General features: G+C 43.7%; 18 protein-coding genes. 12 read left to right on the forward strand and 6 right to left on the reverse strand.

Annotated features, from left to right (window positions below; genetic code table 11):
- Positions 1–111 precede the first annotated feature (111 nt).
- The 4 genes from proC (at position 112) to NWP22_RS00545 (ending at position 6,598) form a co-directional block, all read left to right on the forward strand.
- Positions 112–924, forward strand: coding sequence for a pyrroline-5-carboxylate reductase (proC, locus tag NWP22_RS00530; RefSeq protein ID WP_271731130.1), 813 nt, complete (start codon positions 112–114; stop codon positions 922–924).
- Positions 925–997: 73 nt separating this feature from the next.
- Positions 998–3,673 carry a DEAD/DEAH box helicase gene (locus NWP22_RS00535; RefSeq protein WP_271731129.1) on the forward strand — a complete coding sequence of 892 codons (2,676 nt, stop codon included), beginning with the start codon at positions 998–1,000 and terminating at the stop codon, positions 3,671–3,673.
- Between the two features lie 172 nt (positions 3,674–3,845).
- Positions 3,846–5,654, forward strand: a complete 1,809-nt coding sequence (locus tag NWP22_RS00540; protein WP_271731128.1) for a proline--tRNA ligase — start codon at positions 3,846–3,848, stop codon at positions 5,652–5,654.
- 356 nt (positions 5,655–6,010) lie between these two features.
- Positions 6,011–6,598, forward strand: a complete 588-nt coding sequence (locus NWP22_RS00545) for a GerMN domain-containing protein (protein WP_280792229.1) — start codon at positions 6,011–6,013, stop codon at positions 6,596–6,598.
- Between the two features lie 429 nt (positions 6,599–7,027).
- Here NWP22_RS00545 and accB read toward each other — a convergent pair whose 3' ends face one another.
- Both accB and efp read right to left on the reverse strand, forming a co-directional pair.
- Positions 7,028–7,507, reverse strand: coding sequence for an acetyl-CoA carboxylase biotin carboxyl carrier protein (gene accB / locus NWP22_RS00550; protein ID WP_271731126.1), 480 nt, complete (start codon positions 7,505–7,507; stop codon positions 7,028–7,030).
- A 110-nt stretch (positions 7,508–7,617) separates the two neighbouring features.
- Positions 7,618–8,175: an elongation factor P gene (efp, locus tag NWP22_RS00555; protein WP_271731125.1), complete on the reverse strand. Its 558-nt coding sequence runs from the start codon at positions 8,173–8,175 to the stop codon at positions 7,618–7,620.
- A 290-nt stretch (positions 8,176–8,465) separates the two neighbouring features.
- On the opposite strand from efp, the gene NWP22_RS00560 reads away from it, so the two are divergent.
- Both NWP22_RS00560 and thiL read left to right on the forward strand, forming a co-directional pair.
- Positions 8,466–9,572, forward strand: coding sequence for a peptidylprolyl isomerase (locus tag NWP22_RS00560; RefSeq protein WP_271731124.1), 1,107 nt, complete (start codon positions 8,466–8,468; stop codon positions 9,570–9,572).
- Positions 9,573–9,650: 78 nt separating this feature from the next.
- Positions 9,651–10,661, forward strand: coding sequence for a thiamine-phosphate kinase (gene thiL, locus NWP22_RS00565; RefSeq protein WP_271731123.1), 1,011 nt, complete (start codon positions 9,651–9,653; stop codon positions 10,659–10,661).
- 245 nt (positions 10,662–10,906) lie between these two features.
- Here thiL and NWP22_RS00570 read toward each other — a convergent pair whose 3' ends face one another.
- Both NWP22_RS00570 and nadD read right to left on the reverse strand, forming a co-directional pair.
- The gene (locus NWP22_RS00570) at positions 10,907–11,920 is read right to left on the reverse strand and encodes a type I glyceraldehyde-3-phosphate dehydrogenase (protein ID WP_271731122.1); all 1,014 of its coding nucleotides are present in this window, start codon (positions 11,918–11,920) and stop codon (positions 10,907–10,909) included.
- A gap of 116 nt (positions 11,921–12,036) precedes the next feature.
- Positions 12,037–12,663: a nicotinate (nicotinamide) nucleotide adenylyltransferase gene (gene nadD, locus NWP22_RS00575; protein WP_280801395.1), complete on the reverse strand. Its 627-nt coding sequence runs from the start codon at positions 12,661–12,663 to the stop codon at positions 12,037–12,039.
- Between the two features lie 411 nt (positions 12,664–13,074).
- Here nadD and murC point away from each other — a divergent pair, with 411 nt between their 5' ends.
- The 4 genes from murC (at position 13,075) to NWP22_RS00595 (ending at position 16,713) form a co-directional block, all read left to right on the forward strand.
- On the forward strand, positions 13,075–14,538 hold the full coding sequence (murC, locus tag NWP22_RS00580; RefSeq protein WP_271731120.1) for a UDP-N-acetylmuramate--L-alanine ligase: 1,464 nt from the start codon (positions 13,075–13,077) through the stop codon (positions 14,536–14,538).
- A gap of 119 nt (positions 14,539–14,657) precedes the next feature.
- Entirely contained in the window at positions 14,658–15,680 is a 1,023-nt protein-coding gene (gene murB, locus NWP22_RS00585; protein WP_271731118.1) for a UDP-N-acetylmuramate dehydrogenase, read from the forward strand.
- 93 nt (positions 15,681–15,773) lie between these two features.
- Positions 15,774–16,124 carry a YbaB/EbfC family nucleoid-associated protein gene (locus NWP22_RS00590; RefSeq protein ID WP_271731116.1) on the forward strand — a complete coding sequence of 117 codons (351 nt, stop codon included), beginning with the start codon at positions 15,774–15,776 and terminating at the stop codon, positions 16,122–16,124.
- Between the two features lie 103 nt (positions 16,125–16,227).
- Complete coding sequence (locus NWP22_RS00595) at positions 16,228–16,713, forward strand: low molecular weight protein-tyrosine-phosphatase (RefSeq protein WP_271731115.1); 486 nt, start codon at positions 16,228–16,230, stop codon at positions 16,711–16,713.
- A gap of 2 nt (positions 16,714–16,715) precedes the next feature.
- Here the strand turns inward: NWP22_RS00595 and NWP22_RS00600 are convergent, their stop codons facing one another.
- Positions 16,716–17,399 carry a response regulator transcription factor gene (locus NWP22_RS00600; protein ID WP_271731114.1) on the reverse strand — a complete coding sequence of 228 codons (684 nt, stop codon included), beginning with the start codon at positions 17,397–17,399 and terminating at the stop codon, positions 16,716–16,718.
- 421 nt (positions 17,400–17,820) lie between these two features.
- Between NWP22_RS00600 and smpB the strand changes: the two genes are divergently transcribed.
- Positions 17,821–18,288, forward strand: coding sequence for an SsrA-binding protein SmpB (gene smpB, locus NWP22_RS00605; RefSeq protein WP_271731112.1), 468 nt, complete (start codon positions 17,821–17,823; stop codon positions 18,286–18,288).
- Between the two features lie 133 nt (positions 18,289–18,421).
- Positions 18,422–18,697 (forward strand): WGxxGxxG family protein, encoded by a 276-nt coding sequence (locus tag NWP22_RS00610; RefSeq protein ID WP_271731110.1) that lies wholly within the window; start codon positions 18,422–18,424, stop codon positions 18,695–18,697.
- Positions 18,698–18,895: 198 nt separating this feature from the next.
- On the opposite strand, the gene NWP22_RS00615 is transcribed toward NWP22_RS00610, so the two are convergent.
- A partial coding sequence (locus NWP22_RS00615; protein ID WP_280801396.1) for an RNA-guided endonuclease InsQ/TnpB family protein occupies positions 18,896–19,433 on the reverse strand: 538 nt, incomplete at its 5' end.

Here is a 19,433-nt window from a genome sequence, read left to right on the forward strand (position 1 = left end):
GTTCCATTAGTTCAACTCAAATTTTTGATGATTGTAGGAGCAGGTTTAACCAAAATGGTATTATGCCATCAATGAAGGGTTTAAATCTGCTCTGATTGACTATATAACTTAATGACTATTAAATTGGGCTTAATTGGTGGCGGAGTAATGGGAGAAGCGCTATTATCCCGCTTGATTGACCGGGGAATCTATCAACCATCGGAAGTGATGGTGAGTGAACCCCAACCGACACGCCAAAATTATTTAAGGCAAACATATAATGTAAATGTAAATACAGATAATTGTGTTGTATTCACGGAATCGAGAGAAGTAGTATTATTAGCGGTAAAGCCCCAGGTGTTCAGTGCGATCGCTCAAGAATTAGCAGATGTCCTGACTACAAAAATATCGCCCCTGGTAATTTCGATTTTGGCAGGAGTGTCTTTAAGCCAACTAGAATCAGCATTCCCTGAACTACCAGTAATTAGAGCTATGCCCAACACCCCCGCCACAGTGGGGGAGGGAATTACAGCTTTGTGTTTAGGAGCATATACTAATGGTAAGCATCACAAACTAGCACAGCAAGTTTTTTCGGCAGTGGGGCAAGTGGTAGATGTATCAGAAATGCTCATGGATGCAGTGACAGGACTGTCTGGTAGTGGTCCGGCTTACGTAGCTTTAATGGTGGAATCATTGGCTGATGGAGGAGTAGCCGCAGGTTTACCCAGGGGTCTGGCTAATCAGCTGGCTGTGCAAACTGTATTGGGCACAGCAAAACTCCTGCAAGAACACAAAATCCACCCCGGAGAACTCAAAGACAGGGTAACCAGTCCCGGTGGAACCACTATTGCTGGTATTGCCCAACTGGAAAGGGCAGGATTTCGCTCGGCTTTAATTGAAGCAGTCAAAGCGTCGGCACTGCGATCGCAAGAGTTGGGGCAGTGAGGAAAAATCGCCTCATGACCAAGGGCAAATACCCGTTAATATAGTAAAAAAGTCCGGTTGCAAATTTGATTGAGTGAATTATCCCGCACCATCTCCAGAACTAGACTTAGGGTTAATATTTCCCTTTGCACTGGATCAGTTCCAAAAAGATGCGATCGCGTCCCTAAATTCTGGACGCTCCGTAGTCGTATGTGCCCCTACAGGTTCGGGCAAAACGTTAGTTGGGGAATATGCCATCTATAGAGCCTTATCCCGGGGTAAGCGTGTATTTTACACCACGCCCCTGAAAGCTCTGTCCAATCAAAAATTACGTGATTTTCGTGAGGAATTTGGCTATGAGTTGGTGGGATTGTTAACTGGAGATAATTCCATTAACAGGGATGCACCAATTCTGGTGATGACCACAGAAATCTTCCGCAATATGCTCTATGGCACACCCATAGGGCAGGTGGGCATTTCCCTAGTAGACGTTGAGGCCGTAGTGCTAGATGAGTGTCACTACATGAATGACCGCCAGCGGGGGACAGTTTGGGAAGAATCCATCATCTACTGTCCTCGTGAAATTCAGCTAGTAGCCCTCTCCGCAACTGTTGCCAACAGCGATCAACTCACTGACTGGTTAAATCGCGTTCACGGTCCGACAGACCTGATTTATTCGGATTTTCGTCCCGTTCCCCTAGAATTTTACTACTGCAATCCCAAGGGGCTGTTTCCTCTGCTCAATGAAAGTAAAACTAAAATTAACCCCCGTCTGGCCAATAGAGGCAAAAGAAAACAACAAGACAGGGGCAGAACCGGCAGACCAGAAGCACCGGGGATAGCTTACACCCTCAGTCAGCTACAGCAAAGGGATATGCTCCCGGCGATTTACTTTATATTCAGTCGTCGCGGATGTGATCAGGCGGTGGCAGAAGTTGGTGATTTATGGCTAGTCAATAATGATGAGTCGCAAATATTACGGCGGCAAATTGATGATTTTTTAACCCGAAATCCTGATGCTGGGCGTTCTGGACAAATTGCCCCTCTATACAGAGGTATTGCTGCTCACCATGCCGGAATTTTACCTGCGTGGAAAGGACTAGTAGAGGAACTATTTCAGCAGGGGCTAATTAAAGTAGTATTTGCTACGGAAACCTTGGCAGCAGGGATCAATATGCCAGCCCGGACAACAGTAATTTCTACCCTTTCCAAACGTACTGATTCTGGACATCGCCTACTAAACGCTTCTGAATTCCTCCAGATGGCAGGACGGGCAGGTCGCCGAGGCATGGATCTACAAGGTCATGTAGTTACAGTACAAACCCCCTTTGAAGGCTCAAAAGAAGCGGCGTATTTAGCTACATCTAAACCAGACCCCCTGGTGAGTCAGTTTACACCTAGCTATGGTATGGTACTAAACTTGCTGCAAATCCACACACTTGAACAAGCCAGGGAACTGATAGAACGCAGCTTTGGGCAGTACATGGCAACACTGCATTTAAGACCAGAGTATGAAGAAATTGCCTCGCTACAAACCCAATTAGCCGAACTCAAAGCACAAATCGCCACGGTTAATGAACATGAACTAGCAGTTTATCAGAAATTGCGGCAACGTTTGAAAGTCGAACGCCAGTTATTGACAACACTGCAAGAACAAGCTCTAGAAAGTCGCCAAGAAGAATTTGTGATGATGTTGAGCTTTGCAGTGACAGGAACTCTGTTGAGTCTCAAGGGGAAAGACGTAGATGTGTCTATACCTATAACAGCGGTCTTAGTGGGAAAAACACCTAGTGCTGCTTCAGAAGCTCCTTACTTGGTGTGTTTAGGACAAGATAATCGCTGGTATGTAGTCACAACTGCCGATGTAATCGATTTGTATGCTGAGTTGCCACGGGTGGATGTACCAGAGCAGATCGTACCACCCCCAGATTTACAGTTAAAACCGGGGAAATCACTTCGCGGTAATCACGAAACATTTGCGATCGCTCAACGTATTCCTCCAGTACAAGCCTCATTGTATATGTCCCCAGAAGTAGCCGCACAACTGGGTCGCGTTACCGCAGTCCAAGAGGAATTAGAAGCTAATCCCATCCATAAATCTGGCAATGTCAGCAAGATTTTTAAACGCCGCGCTCGTTATGTGGAATTAGAAGCCGAACTCGAAGAATTAGAATTACAAGTCGCGCAACACTCACAACACCATTGGGAAGAATTTGTTAATTTAATTTCTATTTTGGAATACTTTGAGTGTTTAGATAACTTAGTCCCCACACAGTTAGGACAAATTGCTGCCGCCATTCGCGGAGAAAATGAATTATGGCTGGGTTTGGTGTTCGCTAGTGGTCAATTGGACAATTTAGATCCCCACCATCTAGCCGCCGCAGTTGCAGCTTTAGTCATCGAACCCCCCCGCCCAGATAGTAGAGTTCACTTTGAACTTAGTAACGAAGTCGTAGAAGCTTTGGCAACACTGCGGGGAATTCGCCGCAAAATATTTCAACTGCAAAGGCGGTACAATGTCGCTTTGCCCATCTGGTTGGAATTTGAATTAATTGCCATAGTAGAACAGTGGTCTCTGGGGAAACAGTGGACAGAACTCTGTGAGAATACTACTTTGGATGAAGGCGATGTCGTGAGAATTTTACGCCGGACTTTAGATTTATTATCCCAGATCCCCCATGTTCCCCATTTGTCTAAAGATTTCCAGCGTAATGCTTATCGGGCGATGCAATTAATTGATAGGTTCCCAGTTAATGAGGCGGCTGATTAATTGCAGCGCATTTCATCGATGTCAGGTATACCAGGGCGGGCACCATGCTCACCCCACAAGAGTTTTAAGATTCATATACTACCTAATCTCCTGCCAAAATCCTATATGTTTATGGCAAACTTCAGATGTAATTAATTTTAAACACTAGCAATTTTTCAAAAGGAAAATAACGATGCGACTATCAAAAATGTTATTTGTTACACTCAGGGATGATCCGGCTGATGCTGAGATTCCTAGCCATAAACTATTACTGCGGGCGGGTTATATTCGTCGTATCGGTAGCGGTATTTATACGTATTTGCCGTTAATGTGGCGGGTATTACAAAAGGTTTCCCAAATTGTCCGGGAGGAAATGAACGCCACTGGAGCACAAGAATGTCTCTTACCCCAGTTACAACCGGCTGAGTTGTGGCAGGAGTCGGGACGCTGGGATACTTACACTAAGGCTGAGGGGATTATGTTTTCCCTGGTTGACCGCCGTGAACAACAGTTGGGATTAGGGCCCACTCATGAGGAAGTGATCACGACTATTGCTCGTGATATGATTCGCTCCTATCGTCAATTACCTTTACATTTATACCAAATTCAAACTAAATTCCGCGATGAGATTCGCCCCCGGTTTGGGTTGATGCGGGGGCGGGAATTTATTATGAAGGATGGTTATTCTTTCCATGTGGATGAGGTCAGTCTTAAGGAAACCTACCAAGATATGTATCAGGCCTATAGCAATATGCTCCGCCGTTCTGGTTTAGCATTCCGGGCTGTAGAAGCTGACTCTGGGGCTATTGGCGGTTCTGGTTCTACAGAATTTATGGTGTTGGCGGATGCTGGAGAGGATGAAGTTCTTTACACTCCAGATGGTAAATATGCCGCTAATGTGGAAAAGGCGGTTTCTTTAGCTGTGGATGCGGTAATCTCTCCGTTTACAACCTATGAGAAACGGGAAACACCAGGAACACAGACTATTGAGCAAGTATGTCAACTGCTCAATTGTTCTCCTACTCAAGTTGTGAAAAATGTCCTTTACCAAACTGTTTATGACAATGGTGTGACTGTATTGTTTTTGGTGAGTATCCGCGGTGACCAAGAAGTGAATGAGGTGAAGTTGCAGAATGAATTGACTAAACTTGCTTCTAACTATGGTGCTAAGGCTATTATTAGCTTGGATGTACCCAATGCCGAAATGCAGCAAACATGGGCGGCTAAATCTTTACCTTTAGGTTATATTGCCCCTAATCTGGGAGATGATTATATTGCGGCTCGTAAGGATTTACATCCTCAGTTTGTCCGGTTAGTTGATAAAACGGCCGTCGATTTAAAAAACTTTGTTACAGGTGCTAATGAATCAGGTTATCACGTTGTTGGTGCTAATTGGGGAGAACAATTCGAGTTACCTAGTTTAGTGGTAGATATACGTAAGGCTAGACCGGGCGATCGCGCTGTTCATGACCCTAATCAAATTCTTCAAACCGCTAGAGGGATTGAAGTAGGACATATTTTTCAATTGGGTACTAAGTACTCCCAAACTATGGTAGCAATGTATACGAACGAACAAGGGGAAGAAAACCCCCTATTTATGGGCTGTTATGGTGTGGGTGTATCACGACTAGCACAATCGGCTGTAGAACAATCCTATGATAAAGATGGGATTATTTGGCCAGTAGCGATCGCACCTTATCATGCAATTGTCACAATTCCTAACGTTAAAGACGCTCAACAGGTGGAAGTAGCCGAAAAACTGTACACTGAACTTAACAAAGCTGGTGTGGAAACATTACTTGATGACCGGGATGAACGGGCTGGAGTAAAATTTAAAGATGCCGATTTAATTGGTATACCCTACAGAATAGTTACAGGTCGGGCTATTAACAATGGCAAAGTAGAAGTAGTGAAACGCGCCACCCATGAAACTCAAGAAATAGCCATCGAGGAAGTAGTTAATACTCTGGAACAGTGGGTTAATGAGGCATTAGCAGTATAATATACATCCTTGCCGGGGCAGGTATCTTGCCTGCGATTGTATCTATGACCAATAATCAAAGGTTAAGCCCGCCCCCGGCTTGAGAATGGAGGTTACCCGTGGACAGGTTAGCTAAAATTAAAGCTGAAATCAAGTTACTATAGGTGCAGGATGACTTGCTGAAATACCCTCACCCAGGGGATTTTTAATTTCCGTTCCGAAATTGTCTTCAAATTAGCAAAATATCAAGTCAATAGAATTCAGACAAATCAAGCCTTCTTGAGATTTCAAGAAACTCCCACTCATGGATATCGTCTTTTATCAGGCTGCTCTTGTGAACCACACTATCTCAGTCTCCTGTCAGGAACCTTTTAAATATGAACAACCAACAAGGATCTAAACGTATTTCTTCTGGTGTAATTGCAGCAGTCTCAGCAGCAGTTGTATTAGTGGGTGGTGGTGTAGCTTGGCTTGCTTCTAATCAGCCTCCTACACCAATCGGACCATCTCAAACTATTACGCCAAGAGATCCTGTGCAAGGGCAAACACCTCATGTTTACTGGCTTAAACCAAGGGATACAGGGTTGGATTTGGTTCCCCAACCGGTGGAAATAGCTGCTACGCAACCCAACCAAGTTTTAGAAAGAGCCTTCCAAGCTTTATTGGCCGGACCAACAGAAGGGACAGATTCTACAACCATCCCCCCAGAAACCAAGTTGCTGGGGCTGAAAATGGAGAATGGTGAGGTTCATGTTAATTTATCTGAAGATTTTACTAAAGGTGGCGGTTCAACATCGATGGTCGGTCGCATTGGACAAGTTATTTATACAGCCACAACACTAGATCCAAATGCGAAAGTATACATTGAGGTCGAGGGAGAACAGTTGGAGTTTTTAGGTGGGGAGGGTGTGGAAGTGTTGCAGCCATTGACTCGTCAAAGCTTTGAGCAAAACTATCCGCTTTAATCCCCTCCTGCAAAGGTCTAATGTGTACACACAAGTCTAAAACTTTTGATTTGGGTACGGTGTGTTATGGACTTTAGTCCTAACGCACCGAAAATTCAGGATGGTACGTTGCGCTACGCGACAACACACCCTCCAAAAAATCTACTCAGTTTAAATCAATACATACGGCACTTTTCAAGTAAATAAAGTACACAGCTGAATATCATAAATCTTGTGGGGTGGGCATCGGTGCCCGCCCTTTTGTACCTAACTCAGATGAAAGGCGCTGTAAAAGACTTTATTAGTGGGGTTTGACCTCACCCCCAGCCCCTCTCCTTGCCAAGCAGAGGGGTAGAACCTTTGAGTTCTCGCTTTTTGGGCTGGTGTGTACGCGGCAGAAAAGGTAGGGGATCTCACTCTTGCGTGATTGATATCTTGATAAATTAATACCTAATCGGGGTTAATTCGCATCAAAACTTGGCCATATTCCACCGGTTCGCCATTTTGCAGCAGAATCTCCATGATTTGTCCGGATACTTCTGCCTCAATTTCATTCATCAGTTTCATCGCTTCAATGATACAGACTGTTTGACCGCTACGGACGCGATCGCCCACTTTCACAAAAGGTGCTTCACCTGGTGCGGGAGCGCTATAAAAGGTTCCTACCATGGGGGAAGGAACTTCTACTAGTCTTTTATCAATCAGTGATGGGGGATTTGCTGGTAACTGCACAGTAGAAGCAGTGGCAGTATTATCCAAAACACGACTTGTTCCCACCTCGACGATCTGATTTGGCGATTCGGTAAGTTTCTCTCGCTCTGATTTGCGTACTGTTAGTTCAAAGTCATCGCTTTTAAGTGTTACTTCTGCAATGTCTGTTTGGGCGATAGTTGCCAGTAGTTGGCGGATTTCATTAAATTCCAATGGCACAGTTTTTATTACCTCGACCTAACCGTAAGTCAAAATTATCAATGTGGCAGGGATTTAATCCCTATATATAGGGACTGAAATCAAAATTGCTTGGTGGTCACAAAGTCAACTTATTCCCTGCCTAAGTATTTATCTTCACGGGTATCAATTTTGATACGCTCACCCTGAGCAACAAACAATGGCACCATGATGATTGCTCCTGTTTCCAGAGTAGCTGGCTTAGTTCCACCTGTAGCCGTATCACCCTTGATACCTGGATCGGTTTGGACAATTTCCAACACCACAGAGTTGGGTAATTCCACCTCTAGAACTTGCTCCCCCCAACGAACAACGTTAACTTCCATACCTTCTTTCAGGTACTTGACGCGATCGCCTATTTGCGCTGCGCTCAATCTGCTTTCTTCGTAGGTTTCCATATCCATAAAGACGAACTCATCGCCCTCCTTATAGGTATGCTGCATCGTGCTTTTTTCCAAATTGGCTTGTGGTACAGTTTCCCCGGCGCGGAATGTTCTTTCTAGCACCTTGCCAGTTTGGACACTCTTGAGAGTTGTACGTACAAAGGCAGAACCTTTGCCTGGTTTAACGTGGAGAAATTCTACTACTCGCCATACAGACCCATCCAAGACAATTGATACACCGGGTCGAAAGTCGTTACTAGAGATCATGAAGCTTTAAGTTTTGGAAGACAATCGGCATTTATTGTACCCTTCAAGAGTCGTAATTAGTAGTTAATCATCAAGTAATTAGTCAATTCATTCAGGTATGGTGAGTCAGCGCGGTCTTTTTGGTTGGCAGAAACAAGCAAATCACAAACCCTACGGGAAAGACTAGACCGTGATAGATAATTTTAGCCCCGATCCTAAATTCCCTCATTACTCAGCACTCGTACTGTGGGAAGATGATTGATGGGTTAAGCCCAGCCAACAATGTGATGTTGCATTTGAGTTATTCCATCATGTTTAACATATTAAAATCCTGGCTGAAAAACAGCCTAATGGGAATATTGTTAATAACAATATTTTTAGGCATAAATACAGCGACCTGGACTCCTCCTAGTCACGCAGCCCTGCCATCTGGAAATGCTATTACTGAAGGCAAGGCTTTATTAAGGTATGCACTCCCGATAGAGAATAAACCAGTCCGGCGACTGCAAGCCAGTTTAGAGGATATCTCTACCCAACTGCGGGCAAATCGGCGATGGGGTGCTATCTCTAGCGACCTGAAAACAGCGTCACGGATTCTCGATAGACCTAACCAAATCCTAGCAAGCGTTCCCGAAGAACGCCAACCTCAAGCCGAAGCTTGGATTAACCAGTTAAAATCTGGGGTCGATTCACTCCAAGCAGCGGTACAACTTAAAGATAAACAACAAATTCTAGAAGGTAGAAATAAACTCCTCGATGTAGTCACCCAGTTAGAAGAATCAATGGTGACTGCATTCCCCTTTGAAGTACCTGCTGAGTATAGTAACCTGCCTCAACTCAAAGGTCGGGCTACAGTGGCTGTTAAAACTAACAAAGGTGACTTGACTGTGGTGGTAGACGGTTATAGCGCCCCCGTCACAGCTGGTAACTTTGTGGATTTAGTGCAACGAGGTTTTTATGACGGTTTAGAATTTACCCGTTCAGAAGAGTCTTACGTGCTGCAAACCGGAGATCCACCAGGAAAAGAATTAGGTTTCATTGATCCGAAAACTGGCAAATACCGCGCTATTCCTTTAGAAATATTAGTGGAAGGCGAGAAAGAACCCACTTATGGCATTACTCTTGAAGAAGCTGGGCGTTATCTCGATATGCCAGTTCTGCCTTTTTCTTCCTTTGGGGCATTGGCAATGGCTCGCCCAGAAGGTGAAGTAAATGGAGGTTCTTCTCAATTTTTCTTCTTTTTGTTTGAGCCAGAACTCACTCCTGCCGGACGAAACCTCTTAGACGGTCGCTATGCCGTTTTTGGCTATCTCATTGATGGTAAAGAAATTTTGGATAAACTCAAAGAAGGTGACAAAATTGAATCGGCAGCTGTGATTCAAGGAATAGAAAACTTGGTTCAGCCGTCAGCCGCCTAGAAAGGTAGAGATTTCTAGATAAATACGAAAGTTGGGGGAGTTTTTAATTATACTCCTCTTTTATTTGACTAATCACTGATGACTCAAGTTAAAGATATTGGCGAACAAGGTATTTTAGAGAAATTGCAGCGTTTCTGCCCCCCAGGAATGATTGGGGATGATGCAGCTGTCCTTTTAACCTCACCAGAAAAATCTTTAGTAGTCACAACAGATGTGCTGGTGGATGGTGTGCATTTTAGTGATGTCACCACATCCCCAGAAGATGCTGGTTGGCGGGCTGTGGCTGCTAATTTATCCGATTTGGCAGCAATGGGGGCCACTCCTATGGGCATTACCATCGGTTTGGCGCTACCGGGTGAGGTGATGGTGAGTTGGGTTGAGCGCTTATATCAAGGAATGACAGAATGCCTCCAGAAATACAATACCGTCATTGTTGGCGGTGACATCGTGCGATCGCCGGTCACCACCATAGCCATTACTGCCTTTGGTCAAGTTCATCCCCAAAGGATTATCCGACGTTCTGCGGCGCAAGTGGGTGATGCGATCATGGTCACTGGTGTTCATGGAGCATCCCAAGCCGGCTTAGAATTGCTCTTACATCCCGAATTGAGGCAAAACCTCACCGATGCAGAACAAAGGACACTAATCACAGTACACCAGCGCCCACAACCCAGATTAGATGTTTTACCCATACTCTGGCAAATTCTCGAATCCTATTTTCCATCCCACCACCCCCCTATAGCCGGTATGGACAGCAGCGACGGCTTGGCGGATGCCATTTTGCAAATTTGCCGCGCCAGTGGTGTTGGCGCTATCCTACAAAGCAGCCTAATCACCTTACCAGGTAGTTTTCAGCATTGGCTGACACCAGAAAAAGCTCTAGAATATGCCCTTTACGGCGGTGAAGACTTTGAATTAGTGCTGTGCCTACCAGAAGTTATTGCCAATCACTTGGTGACAACACTCGGTGAAAGCGCTGCCATAGTGGGAACTATTACCACAGGTTCCCAAGTAGTCGTACAAGATAAAGAGCAAAAAAAACGCGAAAAATTACAAATTTTCCGCGGATTTCAACATTTTACCGATTGAGACTCTCACCGTTGTGCCTTTGGCTGTAACAGGAGATTCTTGCTTGAGAGGTTTGTCTGGCTTCCAGTTATCTTTGTTTTGAAAACCCCACCAGACTCACCTCCACAAGCATCTATTTAACGTCCACTGGCTGTCCAACAGCAGACAACAAAAAACTAGTTATTTATCGTTTCTTTCCTATCGCAAGATCTGTTGCTCTTGCTTCAGTTACAGATGATTTCAAAGTCATCACTAATTACTAATGACTAAACCCACTTTTGGGCTACCAGTTCTGCTAAATCTAGAACTCTTTGGCTGTAACCCCACTCATTGTCGTACCAAGCCATCACCTTCACCATATCATTACCCATGACTAAAGTCAAGTTGGCATCGACAATCGAAGATGCATCAGTACCTTGATAATCTGAAGAGACCAATTGTAGTTCGCTGTAGTCCAAAATGCCCTTGAGTGGACCTTCAGAAGCCTCCTTGAGAGCTTGATTCACTTCTTCAGTAATAGTACGTTTTTCAACTTGAACTACGAAATCTACCATTGAAACGTTAGGAGTTGGTACCCGCAAAGCCACACCATTAAGTTTACCTTTGAGGTCTGGGATTACTAGTGCTACTGCTTTTGCTGCACCAGTGGAGGTGGGAACAATGTTAATAGCTGCAGCCCGTGCGCGTCGTAAATCCCGGTGAGAAGCGTCTAGCAAACGCTGGTCGCCGGTGTAGCTGTGGGTGGTGGTCATCGTACCTTTGATGATCCCGAATTTGTCGTTTAATACCTTGGCTATCGGAGCCAAGCAGTTGGTAGTACAGCTGGCGTTACTAATGATGTTGTGCTGGTTGTGGTCATATTCGTGATGATTCACTCCCATGACAAAAGTACCATCCTCGTTTTTACCAGGTGCGGTGATCAGAACTTTTTTCGCTCCAGCATTCATGTGCTTTTGCGCTCCCTCTCGGCTGGTAAATACGCCTGTTGCTTCGATAATCAGATCAATTCCCCACTCTTTCCAAGGTAAGTTTTCTGGGTTGCGATCTGATACGCATTTAATAGTCTTACCATTAACGATGATGGAGTTGTCATCGGCTGTAATATCAGCATTCTTTAACTTCCCAAGCATTGAGTCATACTTGAGGAGATGAGCATTAGTTCTAGGGTCTGATGTGTCATTGACAGCAACAAGCTCAATGTTGCTATTTTCTCTGCCTACCCAGCAGCGTGCAAAGTTACGTCCGATGCGCCCAAAACCATTGATTGCGACTCTAATCACAGTGTCTTACCCTCTGTATTTATGCCTATAAATTGATATCTTTGACCCCAATCATATCGCAAAGGGGGGAGTATTAATAACCATAAATTTTCAGATCGATCAAAAAAACACATATTTTATTCAGATTTATCTGAGTAGAGGTTGTGAGTATTAATGTAGGATCTGACGGATTCCGGGACTAAATAACCAATTGACAGGCTTTCCCGGCAAAGTCTCCGAATCAGACTTGAGGAAATTCCTATTAAAGGTATGTCCAATAGTTGCCAGCGAATAGTTAGCGACTGCTGTGTGAGTTGTTGCTCCACTTGCTTGCATATCAGCTCGCTTTGATCTGTCGTCTCACCACCTAGCTGTCGGGGAGCGATTAACCAATCACACATTTGTACTAGTTCCCGTCCACGATACCAACGGGGTAAAGTTTGAAATGTATCCAAACCCGTAATCCAGTACCAGTGAGTATCTGCATAACAACTAGATAAGTCCATGAAGGTATTGATGGCATAGGAGGTTCCAGAGCGTTTTGCCTCGATGGAGGAGACGGTAAATGCTGAGTTTCCTCTTGTGGCTAATTTCAACATTTCCCAGCGATTTTTAAACAAAGCCACTTTTTTATGGGGTGGGTTTAGTGATGGTACCCAAATCACCTTTGACAGAGGTACTTGATATAAAGTTCTTTGGGCTACGAGTAAATGTCCCCAATGAACTGGGTCAAATGTGCCACCAAAGATTCCGATGTGCTGCATTCAGTCATACCTAAACTTGATTCCATATCGCCAGATGATAATACAAATATACTATCTGGCTCAAGCTGACTGGAGAAGTTTCATGGAAAATTTCTCAATTTAAAACTATTTCCACTATTAATAATGTATGACTGTAGCCAACATCACTCAAGAACTGAGTAAAAGGTATTGCGAAATACAATATTTTCTGTCCCGATGCGGCATCAACTCTCAGAATAATCTTAATAACAGTTCCGAAATAGCCAAAACGTTCAAGAAAGGTAAAATCATTCTCAATCAGCAAAAAAACAGAGGAAAATAATCTGAATATCAGGTATAAACAAAATGCAAGTGCAGTTAGTCTAAAAATCAAATTCCTGGTATGATACGCGTGTCATTTGTGATTATGGTGTGGTGTCAGAGGACTCATCAATGAATAATTATGTAGATTTTAGCGGCCGACCATTTCATTTCATTGGAATTGGTGGCATCGGTATGTCTGCCCTAGCATACATTCTGGCCAAGCGTCAAATGCCAGTATCAGGTTCTGACCTTCGTCCGAGTCATATTACGTGCAAGTTGGAGTCGATCGGAACACATATTTTTGGCAGACAGGAGGCTAGTAATCTCGAGTTCTTTCGATCTCGTGAATCAGCTCATAAAGTAATATTAAACTCACCAGAAATATTAGCCGCAGGTAGTAACTCAACACTGCCTCAAGTTGTTTGTTCAACGGCAATTAATGCCAACAATTTGGAATACAAAGCAGCACTGGAATTAGGATGTCCAATTTTGCATCGTTCAGATGTACTAGCAGCCTTGATTTCAGACTACTATAGCATCGCAGTTGCAGGAACCCACGGTAAAACTACTACCAGTAGCATGATTGGCTATATGCTCTTACAAGCTGGTTTAGACCCCACAATTCTGGTGGGTGGTGAGGTTGACGCTTGGGAAGGAAATGCACGATTAGGGGAAAGCAAGTATTTGGTAGCTGAGGCAGATGAATCTGATGGTTCCCTGGTGAAACACAGTCCCGAAATTGGCATTATTACTAATATTGAACTTGATCATCCTGACCACTATGAGACCTTAGAAGAAGTAGTTAGCATCTTCCAAAAATTTGCCTCTAGTTGTAAAATCCTTATAGGTTGTATTGATTGTGATACGGTACGCCATCGTTTCCAACCGACAATTAGCTACAGCCTCAATCCAGAAACAGATGCTGATTATACTGCTACTAATATTGATTATCGCGCTGATGGTACCACAGCCCTGGTTTGGGAGAAAGGCAAACCCTTGGGAGTATTGAATTTGCGTTTGCTCAGTCGGCATAATCTCAGCAATGCCCTGTCGGCAGTAGCTGTTGGTCGAGCCTTGGGTTTAGAGTTTGGCACAATTGCCAAGAGCATTGCCACTTTTGCAGGTGCTAGAAGACGCTTCGAGTTGCGCGGAGAAGTTGGCGGTATTACCTTTATCGATGACTATGCCCACCACCCCAGTGAAATTCGCGCTACTCTTGCTGCAGCACGTCTCCAGTCCAGACCAGGGCAAAGAGTAGTTGCTATTTTTCAACCCCATCGCTACAGTCGCACACTCACCTTCTTAGAAGAATTTGCTGAGTCTTTCGCCCATGCTGATTTAGTTATACTTACAGATATTTACAGTGCTGGCGAACCTAATTTAGGGCAAATTAGCGGTGAACAACTTGCAGTAGCAATAGCCAAACAGCATCCACAGGTGCTTTATGAACCTCATTTACCCTTAATGAGTGAATTCTTGGTACAAACCCTGCGTCCCGGAGATTTAGCACTATTTCTAGGTGCTGGGAATTTAAATCAGGTCATCCCTGAAGTAATTACTACACTTTGTGAACCTGTTACAGCCACATCCTAGATGAGGAAGAACAATTACGGTGGACACTGAGTTACCCCAAGGTTTTTTCCTCTGGCAATGATTCTATTGCCGTATTTTTACGGCACTTAAATGTAAAAATTTCACAAATTTATCTCAAGATGAAAATCTCCCAGGCACTTGGAAATGTCTGCACAGTTTTTGACTCAATTACAGAGAAGCAGGAAAGACAAGATTTAGGTGATAGTAAAATAATTTACTTAAAAGATACGGATTGCGCTATTAAGTCACAAGTTTCTTTATCTGCATTTACTTCTTATAGAGTAGGGGGAGCGGCAGAATGGTACGTTGCTCCTCGTAATTTAGAAGCACTACAGGCTAGTGTTGAGTATGCTAAAACACAAGATTTAGGCGTAATAGTACTGGGTGCAGGTTCCAACCTATTGGTGAGCGATCGCGGTTTACCGGGTTTAGTAATTTCTACTCGTCATCTGCGCCATAGTCACTTTGATCCCCAAACAGGTCAATTAACTGTGGCGGCGGGAGAATCAATTCCCAATCTGGCATGGGAAGCAGCAAAATTAGGTTGGGAAGGATTAGAGTGGGCTGTTGGTATCCCCGGTACAGTTGGGGGTGCTGTGGTCATGAATGCCGGGGCCCATCATAGCTGCATTGCAGATATGTTAGTGAGTGCTCAGGTACTTTTACCCGATGGTACCTTAGAAACTCTGACGGCGGACCAGATAGGTTACAGCTATCGAACTTCATCACTGCAAAATCGTGAATCTTCTACAGGGAACCCTTGCCAACGCATTGTTACCCAAGCCACCTTTCAACTCCAACCAGGTATCGATCCAGCACGAGTTTTGCAAGTAACAAAGGAACACAAAAAACATCGACTAAATACCCAACCCTACAATTTCCCTAGCTGTGGCAGTGTCTTCCGTAATCCTACACCTTATGCTGCTGGTTGGTTAATTGAACAAACAGGTTTAAAAGGACACCAAATTGGCGGAGCGCAAGTAGCACTATTACACGCTAATTTCATCGTCAATCGTGGTGGGGCTAAGGCCAGCGATATTTTCTGTCTGATTCGTCATATTCAACAGCAAGTACAAGAACATTGGTCAATTTGCTTAGAGCCAGAAGTAAAAATGATCGGTGAGTTTCAGGTGGCTGCTTAGGGGAATAAAGATTAGTAATAAAACAGGCAAGCTACCGACCCCATCTATAATGAAATTTGGTTTAATATTAAACGCACGCTGGGAAAATCAGTTATGACAGGAAAAGGACAGGGATTCGGTTTTGGTGGTCTAGGAAAAATGAAAGAACTCGCCGACGCTTTCAAAAAGGCGCAGCAAGTTCAAGAAGGCGCCAGGCAGCTTCAAGAACAATTGGAGCAAATGGAGATTGAGGGAGAGTCCGGCGGTGGACTCGTGAAGGTAATTGTCAGTGGTAACCAAGAACCCAGACGGGTGGAAATTGCCCCAGAGGCCCTAGCACAGGGTGCAGAATTACTTTCTGACCTCGTAACAGTCGCCATGAAAGATGCCTATAGCAAGTCCACCGCAACAATGCGCGAACAAATGGAAGTCTTGACCAGCGGTCTGGAACTCCCTAATTTTTAATCGTTAGCTGTAGAGACGCCATGGGTTGCGTCTCTACACTCAAAAACCATTAAACTAGTGTCTGTAGATTTTTGACCCTGGAGGGTTGCTAAGTAGAATTTTTATGCCTTATAAGCTGCTGTTTGTTTGCCTGGGGAATATCTGTCGCTCCCCATCGGCAGAAAATATTATGAATCATCTTATTGACCAGTCTGGATTGAGCGATCGCATCCTCTGCGACTCTGCTGGTACATCCAGTTATCACATTGGTAGTCCGCCAGATAGACGCATGAGTGCGGCTGCTAGTGCAAAGTTAGGGATTAAACTGCGTGGTCACGCGCGGCAATTTCAAAAATTAGACTTTCAGGAATTTGATATGATATTGGCAATGGATCAAGAGAACTATGAGAATATCCTGGCTCTTGACCCCAGTGGGCAGTATGACCATAAAGTTTACTTAATGTGTAAGTTCTGCTCTCGCTATACCCTCAAGGAAGTTCCAGACCCTTACTATGGTGGAGTGGAAGGCTTCCATCAAGTGATTGATTTACTTGTGGATGCTTGTGAAGGTCTACTCACATACATTACCAGTCAGCAAGTAGAAAGCTAAATCTATTCAACCAAGCCATGGGTAATAGCAAAGCGCACTAGCTCCGCTCGGTTGCTGGTTTCAGTTTTTCTTAATAAACTGCTAACATACTTTTCTACAGTTCTCGGGCTCAAGTGTAGTTCACCTCCTATATCAGCATTAGATAAACCATGAGTCAACAGTTCCAAAACTTCTTGTTCTCTGGGGGTCAAGGATAGGAACTGATGGGATTCCCCAATACCCGCCCATAGAGAATTTGGCATTGTCACCTCTTTGGAAGGTATGAAATTGCCTAAATTCTCTTTATAAGACCGGCGGTATTCAGATCGAATAATTTGCGATCGCTCTAAAAGATTACGAATTGCTGCTGCTAACTCCTCGAGTTCAAATGGCTTAGGTAAATACAAATCGCAGCCAGACTGGTAGCCAAGAATTCTTTCCTGGGTTTTAGTGCGTGCTGTTAATAAAATTACAGGTAATAACCGGAATGTCGGTTGCTGCCGTACCCGACGCACCAGTTCATAGCCGTTTATTCGTGGCATAATAATATCAGTAACAATCAAATCAGGATGGTAATTCTCTACCATTCTCAAAGCTTCTTGACCGTCATTCGCCGTCACTACGGAGTAGCCAGACAGTTCAAGATAATCACTAATGGATAGACGAGTGCCCGGGTCGTCATCCACAACAAGAATAGTCAAGGGCATGGACAATACACCCCTAGCATTTTTTAACTCAGATTAACGGATTTATCCGAGGTACATCAGTGAACGCAAGCAGAAATAGTATTCTTATGTTTCATAGTATGACACGATTACCAGCTCTTGAGTCTCTTATTTTTGATTTATGAGGAAAACCTTAAATACTGAGTCAGTATTGCCAAATTACAACCAAGTTCGATTTGGAATGCTGAAAGGCTATAGGTAGCTTTTTAACTCTTAACAATAAACCAACCATCTACAGATAATACTCGCTATAGTGTAAATTAATATTTACTCTCCTCTAACTTTTAATTGACAATTGAAAAAAGTTAAATTAAAAGAATATGGACTAACGCTGATATGAATATCACACTTACAGCCAATCCAAACATTTTTCCAGCACATTTAAGTACAAAAAAGTTTTTCAATGAGCGAAAAGAGCGAAAGCTACAAAGTTATTAGTGACAACCGTCAAGCCCGTTATTTGTATGAAATCCTAGAAACCTTTGAAGCGGGAGTTGAGTTGACAGGAACAGAAGTTAAATCAATTCGAGCCGGTAGAGTTAATCTCCAAGATGGTTATGCGTTGATTCGTGATGGCGAAGCATGGCTAATCAACGTCCATATTTCTCCTTACAACGCTAGTGGTCAATATTTTAATCATGAGCCGCGTCGTACCCGCAAGCTGTTACTACATCGGCAAGAAATTCGTAAGTTAATTGGGAAGGTGGAACAGCAAGGTTTAACACTAGTGCCATTAAAAATGTACCTCAAACGAGGCTGGGTAAAAGTGAGTATAGCCCTTGGTAAAGGTAAAAAAATCCATGACAAACGTGAATCCCTCAAAAAACGGCAAGATCAACGTGATATGCAACGAGCGATGAAAAATTATTAAGCTTCATTGACCTCTCTATATATCCTCAGTGTGAGTTTAGAGAAAGCCGAGTTTATGGCTACGGATTGATTGGGTGAGTTATGGGAATCGATAAACTAGTGGGTAAAGTTGGAAGGGATGAGAGATTTTCACCATGACACCTATTTTGACCAAAGCAGTTGGTGCTGGCTTTCTCACTTTGAGTATGGCAATATTGCCTTTAACTCTACCTGTAAATGCCCAAGTTACTGAACCGAGAGTTGAGACTACACCCAGAACAACAGTTTACGAACGCCAGGATTTTGATTGGGGTTGGTTAGGATTAATTGGGCTATTTGGTTTGGCTGGTTTAGCTGGTAGAAAAAGTGGCGGGGAACCTACTGCTTATCGTGAACCCACTGCTCCTAGTACTACAACATATAGGGACTAAGCCTTGATACTTTCCGGGCTGAAGCTGCGGATATTGTTGGTTTAACGAGTCCACTTAGATTAGACTCCTTGCGGCATCTAACCCAGAGGAGGTTCTCTCTTAATCACGTTACTTTGGGGAAGCCCTCCCCTAGCTGGATGATTCCTAATTTTGTTGGACTTAATACTGTTCGTGCAACTTTTAAGCTAATCAAAGCGATTAAACTAGATTAACTACGGCATCCGTCAATTCTGACTCCTCAGAAAGCACGATAGAATCATGGGTCACGGTGAAGGCAGTTGCTTGCAAAGCACGCAATAAAATATTGCGTGCGCCATTTACATCGCGAGAAATCTGTATTCCGCAATGTGGACATTTAAAAACTTTGTTTCCACCTAATTTATGGTGAACATGACCGCAGTTACCACAGGTTTTTGATGTATATGATTCGTTACAAAGAACGACTATTACACCTTTTCTTTGTGCAGCTTGCTTGAGATGTCGCTCAAATTTGTAATGGGAAAGAGTCAGCATTTGCCGTACAGACTTACTGTTGATTTTGCGTTTCTTCCCGTTACGTCTTTTAATCACCATTTGACTAGAATCAAAGGTTGGTAAGTAAATTACTTTGTAGGAATTAACAAGCAAGTTAACAGCTTTGTTATGCAAATCTTTAATTAAATTCTCAATTCTTTCTCTTACACGATTAGCAGCAATACGCATCTTTCTACGTTGACGGCATCTTGTTTTGGTAGAT

The organism is Anabaenopsis tanganyikae CS-531, assembly GCF_029891675.1.
Taxonomy (GTDB): Bacteria; Cyanobacteriota; Cyanobacteriia; order Cyanobacteriales; family Nostocaceae; genus Anabaenopsis; species Anabaenopsis arnoldii.

Excerpts from the sequence above, each read along its gene's own strand:
- proC (WP_271731130.1), top strand. The coding sequence starts at position 112 with ATGACTATTAAATTGGGCTTAATTGGTGGCGGAGTAATGGGAGAAGCG.
- NWP22_RS00540 (WP_271731128.1), top strand. The coding sequence starts at position 3,846 with ATGCGACTATCAAAAATGTTATTTGTTACACTCAGGGATGATCCGGCT.
- NWP22_RS00545 (WP_280792229.1), top strand. The coding sequence starts at position 6,011 with ATGAACAACCAACAAGGATCTAAACGTATTTCTTCTGGTGTAATTGCA.
- efp (WP_271731125.1), bottom strand. The coding sequence starts at position 8,175 with ATGATCTCTAGTAACGACTTTCGACCCGGTGTATCAATTGTCTTGGAT.
- NWP22_RS00560 (WP_271731124.1), top strand. The coding sequence starts at position 8,466 with ATGTTTAACATATTAAAATCCTGGCTGAAAAACAGCCTAATGGGAATA.
- thiL (WP_271731123.1), top strand. The coding sequence starts at position 9,651 with ATGACTCAAGTTAAAGATATTGGCGAACAAGGTATTTTAGAGAAATTG.
- nadD (WP_280801395.1), bottom strand. The coding sequence starts at position 12,663 with ATGCAGCACATCGGAATCTTTGGTGGCACATTTGACCCAGTTCATTGG.
- murC (WP_271731120.1), top strand. The coding sequence starts at position 13,075 with ATGAATAATTATGTAGATTTTAGCGGCCGACCATTTCATTTCATTGGA.
- murB (WP_271731118.1), top strand. The coding sequence starts at position 14,658 with ATGAAAATCTCCCAGGCACTTGGAAATGTCTGCACAGTTTTTGACTCA.
- NWP22_RS00590 (WP_271731116.1), top strand. The coding sequence starts at position 15,774 with ATGACAGGAAAAGGACAGGGATTCGGTTTTGGTGGTCTAGGAAAAATG.
- NWP22_RS00595 (WP_271731115.1), top strand. The coding sequence starts at position 16,228 with ATGCCTTATAAGCTGCTGTTTGTTTGCCTGGGGAATATCTGTCGCTCC.
- NWP22_RS00600 (WP_271731114.1), bottom strand. The coding sequence starts at position 17,399 with ATGCCCTTGACTATTCTTGTTGTGGATGACGACCCGGGCACTCGTCTA.
- smpB (WP_271731112.1), top strand. The coding sequence starts at position 17,821 with ATGAGCGAAAAGAGCGAAAGCTACAAAGTTATTAGTGACAACCGTCAA.
- NWP22_RS00610 (WP_271731110.1), top strand. The coding sequence starts at position 18,422 with ATGACACCTATTTTGACCAAAGCAGTTGGTGCTGGCTTTCTCACTTTG.